This is a genomic window from Rhodoferax sp. P2_H8_2, assembly GCF_056403235.1.
Genome location: NZ_JBFUFW010000012.1, coordinates 82256 through 98571 on the forward strand (window position 1 = coordinate 82256; position 16316 = coordinate 98571).

The 16316-nt window shown below is 60.6% G+C and carries 19 protein-coding genes; 11 read left to right on the forward strand and 8 right to left on the reverse strand.

What is annotated here, in order from left to right; all coding sequences use genetic code 11:
• The first annotated feature begins 64 nt into the window (after positions 1-64).
• Positions 65-277 carry a 30S ribosomal protein S21 gene (gene rpsU, locus AC1DV6_RS17400; RefSeq protein ID WP_094477962.1) on the forward strand — a complete coding sequence of 71 codons (213 nt, stop codon included), beginning with the start codon at positions 65-67 and terminating at the stop codon, positions 275-277.
• 111 nt (positions 278-388) lie between these two features.
• Entirely contained in the window at positions 389-835 is a 447-nt protein-coding gene (locus AC1DV6_RS17405; protein WP_477979666.1) for a GatB/YqeY domain-containing protein, read from the forward strand.
• Positions 836-1134: 299 nt separating this feature from the next.
• On the opposite strand, the gene pmbA is transcribed toward AC1DV6_RS17405, so the two are convergent.
• Entirely contained in the window at positions 1135-2553 is a 1419-nt protein-coding gene (gene pmbA, locus AC1DV6_RS17410) for a metalloprotease PmbA (protein WP_477979668.1), read from the reverse strand.
• 23 nt (positions 2554-2576) lie between these two features.
• On the opposite strand from pmbA, the gene yjgA reads away from it, so the two are divergent.
• Together yjgA and mog are read left to right on the forward strand one after the other, a co-directional pair.
• Positions 2577-3236: a ribosome biogenesis factor YjgA gene (yjgA, locus tag AC1DV6_RS17415; RefSeq protein ID WP_477979670.1), complete on the forward strand. Its 660-nt coding sequence runs from the start codon at positions 2577-2579 to the stop codon at positions 3234-3236.
• Positions 3233-3829, forward strand: a complete 597-nt coding sequence (gene mog / locus AC1DV6_RS17420) for a molybdopterin adenylyltransferase (RefSeq protein WP_477979672.1) — start codon at positions 3233-3235, stop codon at positions 3827-3829. Before yjgA ends, mog begins: the two co-directional genes overlap by 4 nt.
• Positions 3830-3899: 70 nt before the next feature.
• Here mog and cysE read toward each other — a convergent pair whose 3' ends face one another.
• Entirely contained in the window at positions 3900-4673 is a 774-nt protein-coding gene (cysE, locus tag AC1DV6_RS17425; RefSeq protein ID WP_477979674.1) for a serine O-acetyltransferase, read from the reverse strand.
• 153 nt (positions 4674-4826) lie between these two features.
• Positions 4827-5573, reverse strand: coding sequence for an RNA methyltransferase (locus AC1DV6_RS17430; protein ID WP_477979676.1), 747 nt, complete (start codon positions 5571-5573; stop codon positions 4827-4829).
• A 121-nt stretch (positions 5574-5694) separates the two neighbouring features.
• Here AC1DV6_RS17430 and AC1DV6_RS17435 point away from each other — a divergent pair, with 121 nt between their 5' ends.
• A complete protein-coding gene (locus tag AC1DV6_RS17435; RefSeq protein WP_477979678.1) occupies positions 5695-6537 on the forward strand; it encodes an inositol monophosphatase family protein in 843 nt (280 codons plus the stop codon).
• Between the two features lie 126 nt (positions 6538-6663).
• Here AC1DV6_RS17435 and AC1DV6_RS17440 read toward each other — a convergent pair whose 3' ends face one another.
• Genes AC1DV6_RS17440 through cadR form a run of 4 tightly spaced genes read right to left on the reverse strand, consistent with a single transcriptional unit; the run spans position 6664 to position 12862 of the window.
• Positions 6664-9213 (reverse strand): sensor domain-containing protein, encoded by a 2550-nt coding sequence (locus tag AC1DV6_RS17440; RefSeq protein WP_477979680.1) that lies wholly within the window; start codon positions 9211-9213, stop codon positions 6664-6666.
• Positions 9210-11396 carry a putative bifunctional diguanylate cyclase/phosphodiesterase gene (locus AC1DV6_RS17445; protein WP_477979682.1) on the reverse strand — a complete coding sequence of 729 codons (2187 nt, stop codon included), beginning with the start codon at positions 11394-11396 and terminating at the stop codon, positions 9210-9212. Before AC1DV6_RS17445 ends, AC1DV6_RS17440 begins: the two co-directional genes overlap by 4 nt.
• A gap of 28 nt (positions 11397-11424) precedes the next feature.
• Positions 11425-12399 (reverse strand): NAD-dependent epimerase/dehydratase family protein, encoded by a 975-nt coding sequence (locus tag AC1DV6_RS17450; RefSeq protein WP_477979684.1) that lies wholly within the window; start codon positions 12397-12399, stop codon positions 11425-11427.
• Positions 12400-12421: 22 nt separating this feature from the next.
• Positions 12422-12862 (reverse strand): Cd(II)/Pb(II)-responsive transcriptional regulator, encoded by a 441-nt coding sequence (cadR, locus tag AC1DV6_RS17455; protein ID WP_477979686.1) that lies wholly within the window; start codon positions 12860-12862, stop codon positions 12422-12424.
• Positions 12863-12934: 72 nt separating this feature from the next.
• On the opposite strand from cadR, the gene AC1DV6_RS17460 reads away from it, so the two are divergent.
• The 6 genes from AC1DV6_RS17460 to AC1DV6_RS17485 all read left to right on the forward strand — a co-directional run bounded on the left by AC1DV6_RS17460 (position 12935) and on the right by AC1DV6_RS17485 (position 15740).
• Entirely contained in the window at positions 12935-13564 is a 630-nt protein-coding gene (locus AC1DV6_RS17460; RefSeq protein ID WP_477979688.1) for a cation efflux transmembrane domain-containing protein, read from the forward strand.
• 43 nt (positions 13565-13607) lie between these two features.
• Positions 13608-13973 (forward strand): hypothetical protein, encoded by a 366-nt coding sequence (locus AC1DV6_RS17465; RefSeq protein ID WP_477979690.1) that lies wholly within the window; start codon positions 13608-13610, stop codon positions 13971-13973.
• A 100-nt stretch (positions 13974-14073) separates the two neighbouring features.
• Positions 14074-14364, forward strand: coding sequence for a copper-binding protein (locus AC1DV6_RS17470; protein WP_477979692.1), 291 nt, complete (start codon positions 14074-14076; stop codon positions 14362-14364).
• Positions 14361-15008: a hypothetical protein gene (locus tag AC1DV6_RS17475; RefSeq protein ID WP_477979694.1), complete on the forward strand. Its 648-nt coding sequence runs from the start codon at positions 14361-14363 to the stop codon at positions 15006-15008. The genes AC1DV6_RS17470 and AC1DV6_RS17475 overlap by 4 nt, the downstream gene beginning before the upstream one ends.
• 13 nt (positions 15009-15021) lie before the next feature.
• On the forward strand, positions 15022-15348 hold the full coding sequence (locus AC1DV6_RS17480; protein WP_477979696.1) for a heavy-metal-associated domain-containing protein: 327 nt from the start codon (positions 15022-15024) through the stop codon (positions 15346-15348).
• Complete coding sequence (locus AC1DV6_RS17485; RefSeq protein WP_477979698.1) at positions 15345-15740, forward strand: hypothetical protein; 396 nt, start codon at positions 15345-15347, stop codon at positions 15738-15740. Before AC1DV6_RS17480 ends, AC1DV6_RS17485 begins: the two co-directional genes overlap by 4 nt.
• A 12-nt stretch (positions 15741-15752) precedes the next feature.
• Here the strand turns inward: AC1DV6_RS17485 and AC1DV6_RS17490 are convergent, their stop codons facing one another.
• Positions 15753-16289: a lipocalin family protein gene (locus tag AC1DV6_RS17490; protein ID WP_477979700.1), complete on the reverse strand. Its 537-nt coding sequence runs from the start codon at positions 16287-16289 to the stop codon at positions 15753-15755.
• Between the last annotated feature and the right edge of the window lie 27 nt (positions 16290-16316).

Consider the following 16316-nt stretch of genomic DNA (forward strand, 5'->3'; position numbering starts at 1 on the left):
ATGGCGTTTGGGACTCGATCTTCCCCGACACCCTCTGGCGGCACATTTTGGACAACATTACGTAATGACAACGATCCGTGTAAAAGAAAACGAGCCGTTTGACGTCGCTCTGCGTCGCTTCAAGCGCACTATCGAAAAACTGGGCCTCTTGACCGACCTGCGCGCGCGCGAGTTCTATGAGAAGCCCACTGCAGAGCGCAAGCGCAAGAAGGCAGCCGCCGTCAAGCGCAACTACAAGCGCATCCGCAGCATGCAATTGCCCAAGAAGATGTACTGATCCCGTAAGGGTCCAGTGCCTTTCAAAGGCCAAAAAAGCTCGCCTGGGGACGCTCCGGCGGGCTTTTTTACTTTCTAGCTCTCTCTTTTTTCCATTTTCAGGAACACCACGATGTCACTCAAAGACCAGATCACCGAAGACATGAAAACCGCCATGCGAGCCAAGGACAGCGAGCGCCTGGGCACCATCCGCCTGCTACTGGCTGCCCTCAAGCAAAAAGAAGTGGATGAGCGCGTGGTGCTGGACGACGCGATGGTCGTGGCCATCGTGGACAAGCTGATCAAGCAGCGCAAGGATTCGATTGAAGCTTTCGAAAAAGCCGCACGCCAAGACCTGGCCGATGTAGAGAAAGCAGAACTGCTGGTGCTACAAGCGTACTTGCCTGCCCGCATGTCGGCGGATGAGGTGCTGGTTGAAGTCAAGGCCATCGTCGCTGAGCTGGGAGCCTCTGGTCCTGGCGATATGGGCAAGGTGATGGGTGTGGTGAAGACGCGCCTCGCAGGGAAGGCTGAGATGTCTGCAGTTTCTGCGGCGGTTAAGACTGCACTTTCTTCCTGATTACTTCAGGTTCCTTCGCTTGCCCGCTGACGGCACGGGGTAAGCCCCAAAGCGAATGTCCCCCGGGGCCGTGAGGGCCCCTCCTCCTTGATTTCGCAATGGGGCTCACCCCGCACCCTCAGCTGAGTTACTTCGCGCGAAGGGGGCTCAAAGATTCAGTACACGTACACCTCGCAGGAGTAGCCTGGGTATGCGTTTTGCGCAGGTAAAGGAGGAGCGCCCAACGGGCGCGGGGGACACGGAGCAAAACGTATACCCTGGCTGCTCCGGAGCGCGCGCAACCCACCAAAAGCAAGAAGCTAAGACCCAGCAACCTTCATCCGGTTCACCAGAATCGAGCCCACGGTCTTGGCACCGTAGTTGTAGGTATCCGCCCCCACAGCCTCGATCCCCTTGAGCATCGCCTTCATGTTTCCGGCAATCGTGATCTCGTGCACTGGGTATGCAATGCGCCCTTTCTCGACCCAGAAACCACTTGCACCGCGCGAATAGTCGCCGGTCACGTAGTTCGTGCCCTGCCCCATAAGTTCGGTGACAAACAGGCCTGTGCCGAGCTTTTGCAACATAGCATCGAGATCATCGCTCGCACGGGTCAGGCGCGATGTGAAGGTCAAATTGTGCGAACCGCCGGCGTTGCCTGTCGTGCGCATACCCAGTTTGCGGGCGGAATAGCTGGACAGGAAGTAGCCTTGCACGCGGCCAGCGTCCACCACTTTGCGGGCCTGCACGCGCACGCCTTCGTCGTCGAATGGTGAGCTGCCTTTGCCGCGCTTGATGAACGGGTCTTCCAGAATATCGATGTGCTTGGGGAACACCTGTTTGCCCAAAGAGTCCAGCAGGAAGGTGCTCTTGCGGTACAGCGCACCACCGCTGACGGCCTGCACAAATGCACCGAGCAAACCGGCCGCCAGTGGAGACTCGAACAGCACAGGGCATTCCACCGTCTTGATCTTGCGTGCCTTCAAACGGCTCAGCGCGCGCTCTGCGGCGTAGCGGCCAATCGCTTGGGGTGAGGCCAGTTCGTCGGCGGAGCGCATCGAGCTGTACCAGGCGTCGCGCTGCATGTCGTCGCCTTTGCCTGCAATCGGGGACACCGACAGCGAATGGCGCGACGACGCATAGCCACCGCGAAAACCGTTGGTCAGTGCGCTGAAGAAATGCGATTGCTGGGCCGATACGGCAGCGCCTTCGCTGTTGGTGATGCGTTTGTCGACGGACAGTGCCGCCGCTTCGCATTCCAGCGCCAGTTTGGCCGCGCCTTCGCTATCGATGGCCCAGGGGAAGAACAGGTCCAGCTCGCGCAGGCGGTCCTTGGGAGGGCAAATGTCATGCGCATCCGGCAGGCTGGCAAACGGGTCTTCGGCAGTGAAACGCGCAATGTCGTAGGCCGCGCGCACGGTTTGTTCAATCGCGGCGTCAGAAAAATCAGAGGTGCTGGCATTGCCGCGGCGATTGCCCACATACACGGTCACGCCCAGCGATTTGTCGCGGTTGCGCTCCACGTTCTCCAGTTCGCCATTGCGTACCGAAACGCTCAGGCCGCAGCCTTCGGACACTTCCGCACCCGCGTCCGTGGCACCCAGTTTTTTGGCCCAGCTCAGCGCAGTGTCAACCCGGGTCTCGAAAAAAGCCTGGGAATAGGCAAAACCGGTGGCGGCAGTAGTCGAGGAGTGGGTGGATGTTTTGTGGGGCACAGAGGCAGTCAGGGGTTTCTTCATGGCGACGGCTATGATACTTGGCTATGTCACGCAAACTCAAAAAAGGCTATTACGTCAAGGGCCAGTTCGTCGCCGAAGGCAGCGCACTGGACCTGGAGTACAAGCGCGAACTCAAGGGTACGGATGAACCGACCCGTACCGACCTGAAAAAAGAAAGCACCGAGTTGCAAAAGCTTGGTGAAGATTTGCTGACTTTGCGCGCAGAACTGCTAACCAAGCTGGAGCTGCCCGACAAGCTGGCAGACGGCGTGGCCGAAGCCAAGCGCATCACCAATTTTGAAGGCAAGCGCCGCCAGATGCAGTTCATCGGCAAGCAGATGCGCCTGCTGACACCCGAGAAGCATGCCGAGATCCGCGCGGCGCTAGAAGAGCAGCACATGCCTTCCGCGCAGGAAACGCTGATCCTGCACCAGTCCGAGCAATGGCGCGACCGCCTGATTGCCGATGACGACGCGGTCGGCCAATGGCTCAACCTGAGTCCGGACACCGACAGCCAGCAACTGCGCGCACTTGTGCGTCAGGCCCGCAAGGACGCCAAGCCCGAGAAGCCGGGTGCTGCCGTGCGCCATGGCCGTTCGTACCGCGAGATCTTTCTGCTGGTACGTGAAGCGCTGACGACCAACCAAGAGAATGCACACGCTGCGCCGCCATCTGACGATGAAGATGACGAGGACGAAGATTGAGCAACGTTGCTTGTGATGCCGTCAAGATCGGCATCGTTTCCATTAGCGACCGCGCGTCCAGTGGCGTGTACGAAGACAAGGGCTTGCCTGCATTACAAGCTTGGCTCACCAAAACGCTGCACAACCCCATCACGTTTGAGCCCCGCCTGATTGCGGATGAACAGGCCACGATCAGCGCCACGCTCGTTGAATTGGTCAACGCCGGTTGCTCGCTGGTGCTCACCACCGGCGGCACCGGCCCCGCGGTGCGCGATGTGACGCCGGAAGCTACGTTGGCCGTTGCGCACAAGGAAATGCCGGGTTTTGGCGAACAGATGCGCGCGATCAGCCTGCACTTTGTACCCACCGCGATCCTGTCGCGCCAAGTGGCGGTGATTCGCGATCAGTCGCTGATCATCAACCTGCCCGGGCAGCCCAAGTCGATTGCCGAAACACTGGAAGGTTTGAAAGACGCAGACGGCAAGCAAATCGTGCCCGGCATCTTTGCCGCGGTGCCGTATTGCATTGACCTGATTGGCGGGCCGTATCTTGAAACCGACGATGCGGTGTGCAAGGCGTTTCGCCCGAAGAGCGCAATCCGCGCTCCAAAATAAGCACGAAATCAGGCTGGAAGCCGCACAGAATGTGCGTAAGCAGCTATTGAATCAATAGCAATTCAAAAACTCATTTGCCGACCAGCTCGTTGAGCTTGGCAGCCTCAAAGCACTCTTTGCGCGCCGCATCTTGCGGTACACAGTCTTCCTGGGCACGGCTGGCCGACAGCGATTCAATCGCCTTCCACAGCAGCGCAATCTGGTGGTCTTGGCCTGATGCAGAGTCGATCAAACCACGCAGTGCCTGGCTGACCGGGTCGTCGTCCTGCGTGATGCCGTAGGCAGAGAATTTGCGGTCTTGTGTCGTCACATCGGCGCTCTCGCCCGCTTTGCTGGGGATGATGCGCGCCGGGATGCCAACCGCTGTGGCGCCCGCAGGCACGGGCTTGATCACCACGGCATTGCTGCCGATCTTGGCGCCATCGCCCACTTCAAAACCGCCCAGCACCTTGGCGCCTGCGCTGACCACCACGTCTTTGCCCAACGTCGGGTGGCGCTTCACGCCTTTGTACAGCGAGGTTCCGCCCAGGGTCACGCCCTGGTAAATCGTGCAGCCGTCGCCAATTTCGGCGGTTTCGCCGATCACGACGCCCATCGCGTGGTCGAAGAACACGCGCTCGCCAATCTTGGCGCCAGGGTGGATTTCAATGCCGGTTAAAAAACGGCCCAAGTGCGAGATAAAGCGCCCCAGCCATTTGAAGCCATGGCTCCAGCACCAATGCGCACGGCGGTGCAGCCACAACGCATGCAGCCCGGGATAGCAGGTCAGCACCTCCCAGGTCGTTCGGGCGGCGGGGTCGCGGTCCAGGATGCACTGGATATCGGAGCGGAGTCGAGAAAACATGCTTCGCAGTCTATCCGTTCAAACCGGGCTTGCTGTCTATAGACACCAATCCCCCACTGGCAGCCGGTGCTTGGCCCGAGCGCCGCTGGGCCGCCCCAAGGCGCGAACACCCCATTGGGGGGCAGCGACCCGCAGCGCGGTGGAGCGTGGGGGTCATTTCTGCTGCAGGATGGCCTTGGCGATACCACGCAAGATGTGGATTTCCTCCTGCGTCACCTGCGCCCGGTTGAACAAGGCGTTCAACCGCGGCATCAGTTTCTTGGGCGCGGCCGGGTCCAGAAAGCCCAGTGCGACCAGCGATTGCTCCAGATGCGTCAACATGCCAGCGACCTGGGGAGCATCCGCCAGTACGCTCGGGGCAGTGGCGGCTCCCAGCGCAAACCCGCCCAGAGCCAACCGCCATTCGTAAGCGATCACTTGCAAAGCCGCGCCGATATTGAGCGAGCCGAACTGCGGGTTGCTGGGGATGGAAAGGCACACATGGCAGCGGTACACGTCTTCATTTCGCATGCCGTAGCGCTCAGAACCGAACAGAAAAGCAACCCCATTTTGGGGCTCCAGCGCCCGTCCTGCAGGCGTGGGCAGCTCACCTTTTGATAGCATCGAAAAATGCTCACGGGGCGTTGTAGTCGGCGGTCCGAAGTCGCGCGGCGTCATCGCAGTGGCGCACAAATGGGTCATGCCCTCCAGCGCCTCGTCCAGCGTGTCGACGATGCGGCACTTGTCCAGCACGTCCAGCGCGCCGCTGGCCCGCTGTATGGTTTCCTCCCGGCGCAACACATTGGCCCAGCGCGGTGCCACCAGCACCAGATCATCAAATCCCATGGTTTTCATCGCGCGGGCGGCGGCGCCCACATTGCCGGCGTGGCTGGTGTTGATCAGGATAAAACGGGTTTGCATGGGCTGAATCGGGGCAAGAAAGACCGCTAGGGTGCGCTCTCAAGGCGGCGCGGTTAAAATGGGCATATTGTCGCCGCCTGCATCGTCAGACGGTCCGTCCCAGTTCTTCCCCCAAAAATCTATGTCGCCCAATCTGCACCCCATGATCAATGTGGCCATCAAGGCCGCCCGCGCCGCTGGCAACATCATCAACCGCGCCGCGCTGGACATTGAATCGGTCCGCGTTTCGCAAAAGAAAGCGAACGACTTCGTCACTGAAGTGGACCAGGCTGCAGAAGCCGCGATCATAGAAACCCTGCTGACAGCCTACCCCGGCCACGGCATCTGGGCTGAAGAATCCGGCCGTGAACACGGCGCACAAGACTCCGAATTCGTCTGGATCATCGATCCTTTGGACGGCACCACCAATTTCATCCACGGCCTGCCCGTGTACTGCGTCAGCATTGCGCTGGCCGTCAAAGGCAAGGTTGAGCAGGCCGTCGTCTACGACCCGACCCGCAACGACCTGTTCACCGCCACCAAAGGCCGCGGCGCTTTCATGAACGACCGCCGCATCCGTGTTTCCAAGCGCATTCAGCTAAAAGATTCGCTGATTTCCACCGGTTTCCCCTACCGTCCGGGCGACAACTTCAACCACTATCTGACGATGATGGGCGAAGTCATGCAGAAGAGCGCAGGTCTGCGCCGCCCAGGTGCGGCCGCTTTGGACCTGGCCTATGTGGCTGCGGGTTTCACCGATGGTTTCTTTGAACTGGGTTTGCAACCCTGGGACGTGGCAGCGGGCTCGCTGCTGGTGACAGAGGCGGGTGGTCTGGTGGGTAACTTCACCGGCGATGCCGACTTCCTGGAACAAAACGAATGCATAGCCGCCAACCCCAAGGTGTACGGCCAGTTGGTCAGCATTCTGGGCAAGCACAGCAAGTTTGCCAGCGTGGCGGACAAAACGGCGCTGAGCAACTCATAGTCTTTTTTTGCGTTCGCACGGGCGTAATCGGCCCATGGGCCTTAGCCTCATGATTTGCTGAAGGCAAATGAAATCGGCCAAAACCCACAGTCCGACTATGCCCTCGATTCCTCGCTCGGGCTTGGTTTATTCCAACTGCAATTGATCCACGGGCACAGGCCGCCCAAAGAAATACCCCTGAAACAGCGTGCAGCCGTTTTCCAGCAGGAAGTCACGTTGCCCACTGGTCTCCACACCTTCGGCCACCACATTCAACCCCAGGCTATGCCCCAGCGCCAGCACCGTGCGGGCGATGGCGGCGTCGTTGGAATCTGAAAGCACATCGCGCACAAACGACTGGTCGATCTTGAGCTGCTCCAGCGGCAGCACCTTGAGGTACGACAGTGACGAATAGCCGGTGCCGAAATCGTCCAGCGAAAAACTCACACCGATGGAGCGCAGCTCGGTCATCTTGCGAACAGCCTCTTCCTTATCCGCCAGCAACAGGCTCTCCGTCAACTCCAGTTTCAGGTTGCGCGGGTTGGCGCCTGTGCGTTCCAGCACGCTGCGCACGTCCGACACAAAGTCGGCGTGGCGGAACTGGCGCGCACTGACGTTCACGGCAATGGTCAGTGCCGCGGTATGCGACCAGGCGGACCACGCGGCCAGTTGGCGGCAGGCGGTTTCCAGTACCCATTGGCCCAGCGGCACGATCAGGCCGGTTTGCTCCGCCATCGGAATGAACTGCACCGGCGGCACCATGCCACGCTGCGGATGGTTCCAGCGCACCAGCGCCTCCACGCCCACCATGCGTCCGCGCGCGTTGACCACCGGCTGGTAATGCAGCAGCAGCTCATGGCGCTGCAGCCCGAGGCGCAACTCCTGTTCCATCGCCGTGCGCAGCGCTACAAACTGCTGCATCGCAGGGTCAAAGAAACGCAATGTATTGCGCCCGGCGGCCTTGGCTTCGTACATCGCCAAATCGGCCTGCTTGAGCAACTCGTCTACCGACTGGTGCTGGTTTTCAAACATCGTCACGCCGATGCTGGGCGTGCTGTGGTGCTCCAGCGCACCCAGCAGGTACGGCAGGTTGAGCGCCTCCAACACCTTGCGGCCCACATGCTCAATACGTGTGGTCGCCTGTTCCACATCGCCTTCCAGGCTTTGCACCATCACCACGAACTCATCGCCACCCAGACGGGCCACGGTATCGACTTCCCGCACGCAAGCCAGCAGCCGTTTGGCGACTTCCTGCAGCAGCATGTCGCCCACGTCATGGCCTTGCGAGTCGTTGAGGTCCTTGAAGTTGTCCAGATCGATGAACAGCAACGCGCCGTGGGTCTTGTCGCGGCCCATCGCTGCCAGCGCATAGTGCAGACGGTCGACCAGCAGGCGCCGGTTGGGCAGGTCCGTCAACGCATCGTAGAAGGCCAGCTTCTCGATTTTTTCCTCGGCACGTTTGCGTTCGGAAATATTGCGGCCCACACCGCGATAGCCCGTGAACTTGCCGCTCTCATCAAACATAGGCCCACCGCTCAGCGACATCCAATAGACACGGCCCTTGTAGTCGGTATCCTGCAGCTCCAGATCGCGGAACACGGCATGTGACTCCACCAGCGCCTTGTGCGCGGCCCAGTCCTCGTCCTTCATGTTCAGTGCGCCTACTTCCCAGCGGGTCTTGCCGATGCTGGGCATGCCTGACTTGCCAGCCTTGCTTATCAGTTGGCCCTCGAAACGCACAAAACGGAAATGTTCGTCCTGCTCCCAGTACCAGTCGGAAGACAGCTCGGTCAGCGCCTGCAACTGGTTCAGACGGTCCTGCAGCGCGCGCTTGGTCAGATGCGTCTCGGTGATGTCCTGGATCACGCCATAGTCCACCAGCGAGTCGTCGCCGCGCTGGTATCTGCGCATGCTGCCGCGCCAATAACGCACCTCACCAGTGTCGGCCCGGATCACACGGAACTCTACCGGCTCCCCATCAACGCGGTTGCGCGCTTCGACGAAATGGGGCATATCCTCGGGGTGGAGGATGGAACGTGCATAGTCCAGTGTCAAATCTGGCCGCACCGGCAAGCCGGTCAGTTCGTACATGCCCCGCGACCAGTACAGGCTGCCGGCTTCGATCTGCCAGATCCAGTGCCCGACTTTGGCACCGATCTCGGTCAGCCGGAACAGCTCCAGTTTCCCCAGCAGATCGTCGTTGACGGCCTGCAAAGCCTCGCCGCTCACGCGGGCCGCTTCCCGCGCCTGGCGCTCGGCAGTCACGTCGACGATGTACGCCACATAGTGCTCTTCCCCGTCCAGTTCCAGCCGGGCGCCAGTCATGCGCACACTGACGTGGCGGCCATCACGACGCACAAACGAGAAATCCACCGAAGACGCACCGTCCTGTCCCGCTGCTACATCGCGCACGCGCTGCAAGGAATCGGCATCCAGCCAATCGGTGAGTTCGGATGATTTTCGGCCCAGCACCTCTTCACGGGATGGCCCCATCAACTGCGTCCAGCGCGCGTTGACATCGACAAAGCGCCCATCGCTGGAACGCGTTATGGACATCGCGGCCGGCGCGTTGACGAACATGGCGTTGAGCATGTCGCGACCGTGCCGTGCCGCCTTTTCTGCCTGTTCGAGGCTGGCGCGCAAGGCCTGCACTTGCGCGCGCAGCGTCGCCAGATCTTCCTGCTCAGCGCCACTCATGGTGCAGGCAGGTCGAGTTGCTCAACCGGTACGGGCCGACCGAACAGATAGCCCTGGAAAGCCTTGCAGCCGCTCTTCAGCAAGAAGTCGTGCTGGCCCTCCGTCTCTACGCCCTCTGCCACCACACCCAGGTCCAGATTGGCAGCGAGGTTCAGAATGGTGCGGGCAATCGCCGCGTCGTTGGGGTCTTTCAGCACATCGCGTACAAAGGACTGGTCGATCTTCAGCTGGTCCAAAGGCAACCGTTTGAGGTATGACAGCGAGGAATAGCCGGTTCCAAAATCGTCCAGAGAAAAGCTGACGCCAATGGAGCGCAACTCGGTCATCTTGTTGATCGCGTCGTCCATCTCGTTGAGCAGCAGGCTTTCGGTCAGCTCCAGCTTGAGCCGATAGGGGTTGGCGCCCGTAACACGCAAGAGCGTCAACAACTGGTCAGAGAACTCGGGCTGACGGAATTGCCGGGCGCTGACATTCACCGCCACGGACAGTCGCTGGGTAGATGGCTTGCTGCTCCAGGCTACCAGTTGCCGGCAGGCAGTTTCCAATACCCATTGGCCGATGGGAAGAATCAGCCCGGTGTGTTCTGCCAGCGGAATGAACTCGGCCGGCGACACCATGCCCCGCACCGGGTGCTTCCAGCGGATCAGCGCCTCCACCCCCGTCATCTTCCGTGCGTCGTCCACCACGGGCTGGTAATAGAGCAGGAACTCTTCCCGCGCCAGCCCCTGGCGCAAATCCGCCTCCATGCCGGCGCGGGCAGTCGCCGCCGCCTGCATGACCGGGTCGAAAAAGCGCTGCGTATTACGCCCTGCAGCCTTGGCCTGGTACATCGCCAGGTCGGCGCGCTTGAGCAGCTCATCGACCGTTTGCAGATTCTGGAAAAACAGCGTGATGCCAATGCTGGGGGAGCTATGGTGGCGCTGACCACCCAACTCGAAAGGCTGGTTCAATGCCGCGAGGATTTTCTTCCCGACGGTCTCAGCCATGGCGGCGGCCTCCGCCGGAGACTCGCCCAGGTCCTGCAGCATCACCACGAATTCATCGCCGCCCAATCGGGCCACCGTATCGATGCTGCGCACGCAGTTACTCAGACGCAGCGCCACCTGCTTGAGCAGTTCATCACCCATGTGATGGCCCAGTGTGTCGTTGAGCACCTTGAAGTTATCCAGGTCAATGAACAACAAGCCGCCGTGGCTGTGCTGGCGTGCGCTGTAGTCCCGCGCTTTGGTCAGCCGGTCTATCAACAACCGTCTGTTGGGCAACCCTGTCAATGCATCAAAGTAGGCCAGGCGCTCGATATCGGCTTCGGCCTGTTTGCGCGCGCTGATGTCTCTTCCGGTACCGCGGTAACCGCGAAACTGGCCCTGGCCATCAAACACCGGCGCACCGCTGATGGATTCCCAGCGCACGGTTCCGTCCTCGCGGACACGCTGCATCTCGAAATCGTGAAACACCTCACGCGCTTCCAGCACCGCGCGGTGTGCGGCCCAATCCTCCGCACTGACCTTGTGGCCGCCAAATTCCCAGCGCGTGCAACCCATGTACTGGTCTGACGCCTTGACATCCGCTGCATCCAGATTGCCATCCACCCGTGTGAAGCGGTACTGGTCATCCTGTTCCCAGTACCAGTCGGAAGACAACTCAGTCAGGCTGCGAAAGCGCGTCTCGCTCTCTTGCAGCCGGGACAGGGCCTCGCCATTGAGCTTGACCTGCTGCTGCAGCTTTTCGTTGGTTTCAGCCAGCGTGTGCTCGCCGGCGCGCAATGCTTCCTGTGCCAGTCGTTCGGCCGTCACATCGCGCAGATAGATGAGGATGTACTCCTCGCCATCCAGCACCACTAGCGCAGCATTCATGCGAACCATGCGCGGCATGCCATCACGCATGCACAGGGTCACGTCGGCATCCGAAATACGGCCATTGCGCTTGAGGGGTTGCAGCGTCGCGTCGCGCGCTTCTGCATTGGGCCAGTGCCCGATATCCACCGCGCTGCGACCGATGACATCCGCCACGGCAAAGCCCGTCATCCGCAGCCACTCCTGATTGACCTCCACGATCGCGCCATCGCGCGCACGCGTCAGCGCAATGGCCTCCGGGCTCTGGACAAATATGGTGTGAAAAATGGTGCTGCTGTCCGACACGGTGGACGACAGGGCCGCGAAAGTTCCGACCTTCTCGATCTGCACGGGGGTAGGAGTCTGCCGGGAAGACACTTTATGCACCCACCATCCGCTCAGTGCGCATCCAGGCCAGCGTATCGGCGAGTACCGCATCCACCGGGGTTTGCACATAGCCCAGCTCGTGCTCGGCTTTGGAAGAGTTCACCTGCAACTGGTGGCAGGTCAGCATCGCGCCCTCGGGCGTCATATCCGGCTCCTTGCCGGTCACACGCGACCACAGATCAACGGCACGCGCAAATGCCATCAACGCCCAGGCGGGTGTCGCCCCCTTGGGCGTGCGCTTGCCCAAAGCCGTGCCCACCTTGTGTGCGAAATCCACAAAGGTGATGCGCTCACCGCCGACCAGATAGGACTGGCCAAACCGTTGGTCTTGCCAGGCGCGCACCTGGGCCCGGGCGATCTCGCGCACATCGGCAAACGACGCCAGACCCGGTGGAATGCCGGGCAGCTTTTCCCTGTCAATCATCGTGATCAGACGCGACCAGTTGTGCCTGTCGCCGGGTCCCAGGATGTGCGATGGATTGAATACGATCCACGGCACATTGCTGACACGCACAGCCTGCTCGCCCAAGCATTTGGTGCGTTCGTAATTGATCCAGCTCTTCTCGCCAAGTTGCGCCACCGATTCGTCCAGCGTGCCATGCACCAAGTGAGAGAACGCCGAGACCGATGAGGTGTGGATAAAGGCCTTGACGCCCGACCGCTCTGCGGCACGCAGCATGTTCTGCGTACCCTGCACATTGGTGGCCGTTTGCTGTGCGGCATTGCGGCGCCACATGCTGGTGTCCGCTGCCACATGGAATACCGCTTCGCAGCCCTCCATCGCACGTTGCAGACTCTCAGAATTGTCCAGCGAAGCGCGCACGGGCGTGGCACCGAGTGCCGTGATGACGGCATCGGTCTCGGTGCGGCGCGACAGCGCCTTGACCTCGTGGCCCGCTGCGCGCAAGGCGGTCAGCACATGCCCACCCAGAAAACCACTGGCACCCGTCAGAAATACAGTCGTCATAGGAATCCTTGCAGTGGGTGCGTTAGTGGGTGCCACGCAAATGGCTGCGCACCGTCGGTGTGGCATGGGCTGCGCTTTCAGTGAGGCCGTTCAGGATGCCGCAGTGCTGTGCATCCTGCGCGCCCTGGCACTGTTGCCGCAAATCTTTCAGTTGCTTCTCCAGTGCACGCAGTTCCCGGATGCGATGGCTGACATGCCCAAGATGGGTGTCCAGCAGCGCATCGATCTGCCCGCAGTTTTCGCTGGGGTTGTCGCGAAAATGCAGCAGCGTGCGAATCTCCTGCAGCGACATGTCCATGCCACGGCAGTGCCGTATCAGCGATAACTGCTGCACGTGGGCATCGTCATAGACACGGTAATTGCTCTCGGAGCGCGCGGGCGGCGGCATCAACCCCTCGCGTTCGTAATGGCGTATCGTTTCCACGCCCACGCCTGTTTGTGTAGAAAGCTCACCGATTTTCATGGTTTCAGTGTACGCGCTTGACTCTGTAGCGGCTACAGAGTTTCCAATAGGGTTTTCCAGAGGATTCCAATAATGTCCGGTCACCATTGCGCACACGACACCCCCACCCCAGAGGCGATCACCGACTTGCCGCGCTACCGCCGCATCTTGTGGATTGCGCTGGTCATCAATGCCGCAATGTTTTTGGTGGAAATCGGCGCCGGTTACCAGTCCGGTTCGCTGTCGCTCTTGGCCGATGCGATCGACTTCGCAGGTGACGCTGTGAATTACGGCGTTTCGCTGGCGGTGCTCAGCGCGGCACTGGCATGGCGCGCCCGTGCCGCGCTGGTCAAGGCGCTCGCCATGATCGTATTCGGCTTGTTTGTTCTGGGCCAGGCCGTCTGGCGCTTGTGGACAGGAAGCGTGCCGGATGCGTCCACAATGGGGCTGATCGGTGTGTTGGCACTGGTGGCCAACCTGTCGGTGGCGTGGATGCTCTATGCGTTTCGCGAAGGCGACGCCAATATGCGCAGCGTCTGGCTGTGCTCCCGCAACGATGCGCTGGGCAACCTGGCGGTGATGGCCGCCGCACTCGGCGTTTTTGGCACCGGCCGCGCCTGGCCCGATCTGGCCGTAGCCGCGATCATGGCCGGATTGGCCTTGCATAGCGGCGTATCGGTGATGCGCCAGTCGTTGCAGGAAATGCGCCATACCCATGGTTAGTTAGGTTCCTGCAAGGGCTTTTCGCTCTCGCTATCATCCACCTGTGAGTCGCATTTTCCTGATCCTGCTGATTGCCTTGCTTCCCCTGCGCGGGTGGAGCGCGGAGCGCATGGCGGTTTACATGGCGGCCAGTGAAACAGCCGCTATGGCGATGGCGGCAGCAGACCACGCCATGCCATCGGACTGCCCGATGATGATGCAGGCCGATTCTTCAGATACCAACACCGACCAAAGCGACAGCAAGAGCCACCATGGTTGCCAGTCCTGCCAGCTGTGCATGTCTCTGGCAATGCTTGGAACCCAGGCCCCCAAGACTGTCTCCCACAAGCCTCTCACCGCCGCGATTCCGCGCGCAGACCGCTTTGTCAGCGCCGACCTGGTGCGCGCGGTCAAGCCTCCCATTTCCTGACTCCACAGCCGAACCACGTCCGCATTCTCTGAATGCGGGTCGATTCCCGCGAGCCTGACGTTCACATCCACGTCAATGGCTCCGCTGTTTGGAGAAAGATATGCAATTCTGGAAACGAGGGCTGGGCATTGCCCTGCTCGCCTGCGCCGCCGCAGTATCGGCCGCACCCGATTGGACCAAAGGCCGCATCGTCAAAGTCGAGCCTGAGAAAGCGCGGGTCACGCTGAAGCACCAACGCATTCAAAGCATCGGTATGGAGGCGATGACCATGCCCTTCAAGGTGACCGAAGGTGTTGACTTGACGACCTTCAAAGCAGGCGACAAGGTGCGCTTCACCGTCACGATGCAAGACGAGCATCTGGTGATAGACAAGATGGAGCGAACAAAATGAAGCGCCTTCGCACAACTGCGGCAGGCGTATTCACCTCCCTGTTCGCACTCTCAGCCTGGGCCGGGCCTATGGGTTTCAAAGACAGCTGGATGGCCATGGGCGACTTTGGCCCCAACTGGAAAGAAGCCTTTGCCAACTACGCGCTGACACCGCGTGATGCGGTAGGCCTGTCCACCTTGGAGATGCGCTCGGACGATGAGATGCACACACGGCAACTCAACGAGGCCACCTACACCCGGTTGGTCAAGCGCTGGAACCTGCCGGATGCGCAAGCCAACGTCTGGTTCATCGGCGGCCTGGGCACACTGACGGGCAACGACTTTGCGGGCGCCAAAACCATGGCGTCGCCGGGTATCCAGGTCGACTACGAGACCACGCGCATCTACACCTCGGCAACCGCCAGGATGTACCGCGCCGATGGCATCAACCACGATTTTGTCTCTGCACGCGCAGGCTTTTCGTTCTACGAGGTGGACTACGATGAGACACAACCCTGGCTGATCGTGGAGGTACGCCGCATGAACGGATTGTCCGATGCGACCGAAGTCACGCCCATGCTGCGCCTCATCCACAACCGCTACTTCGTGGAACTGGGGGTCAACAACGCCTCCCAGGTCCGTGCCAACTTTATGTACATATTTTGATCAGGAGTTATCAATGAAAAAAATAATCATTTCCCTCGCGTTCGCTGTTGCAGCGCTCCCCTCCTTCGCCGCCACCAGCGTGAAGGCCACCGTCAACGGCATGGTCTGCGCGTTCTGTGCGCAGGGCATTGAGAAACGCATCTCCAAAATGAGCGCCACCAAGGAAGTGTTCGTCGACTTGAAGAAAAAGACCGTGGCGATTGAAGCCAAAGAAGGCCAGACACTGGACACCAAGGCCATCACGGCGGAAATCGTCGATGCCGGCTACGACGTGGTCAAGCTGGAAACCGTGCAGCAGTCCGTCGCCGAAATCAAGGCTGCAATGAAGGACCGCAAATGAGCGCGGACGGTCTGACTGAATCGCGCAGCAGCTTGTGGACGTCGGTAGCCAGCCTGTTCGCGACCTCGAGCACGCTGGTGTGCTGTGCGATACCGGCGCTCTTGGTAGCGCTTGGCGCTGGGGCGGCGTTGTCGTCGCTGGTCTCGGTGTTTCCACAAGTCGTCTGGCTCAGCGAACACAAAGCAGGTTTGTTCGTGTTCGCCGGTCTGATGATGTTGGCCAGCGGCGCGCTGCAATGGCACAACCGCCATGCGCCCTGCCCGACCGATCCGGCGCTGCGCGATGCCTGCCTGAAAACGCGTAAGACATCGCGTGTGGTCTACGCCGTGAGCGTGGCGTTCTACCTGATAGGCGGCTGGTTTGCCTTTGTCCAGCCCTGGCTGTCAGAGTAGACCCGGCAAGCGCTAGGGCGTTGCCTTGGTGGCAGCGCCCTGCGGCGTGTAACGCAGCTGCGTCAGGTCAAAGCCCTGCGCACCGGCAGATGCCAGCGCAGCTTCCAGCAACGGCGGCGCAATCTGGGGGCTGCGTGACAACACCCACAGGTACTTGCGGTTGGGGTTGCCAACCACCGCCCAGCGGTATTCCGGGTCCAGAGCCACAACCCAGTAATCGGCCTTGAACGGCCAGAAGAAGGACACCTTGAGCCGACTGTTGTTAAAACCGTCGACCACGGTGGCCTTGCCCACTGCCTCATCGAACCCCGAGCTGGTACGGCACCGGTTGCGTACGTTGATGGCACCCTCTGGCGCGGGGCTGTATTCGGCGGTGGTGTCCGCAACGCACTTGCGCTGGAAAAACATGGGGAAGCTGGCGATCTCAAACCATTTTCCGCTGTACCGTGCCAGGTCCACGGAGGGGACGCTGGTCACAGTTTGTTCTGCCATTGCCAGCAACGAAAGACTTGAAAGCAGGATGAAAGTTGCGTATCGGATTGATTTCATGGGAACACCTCCTTCTCCATCGTGCGG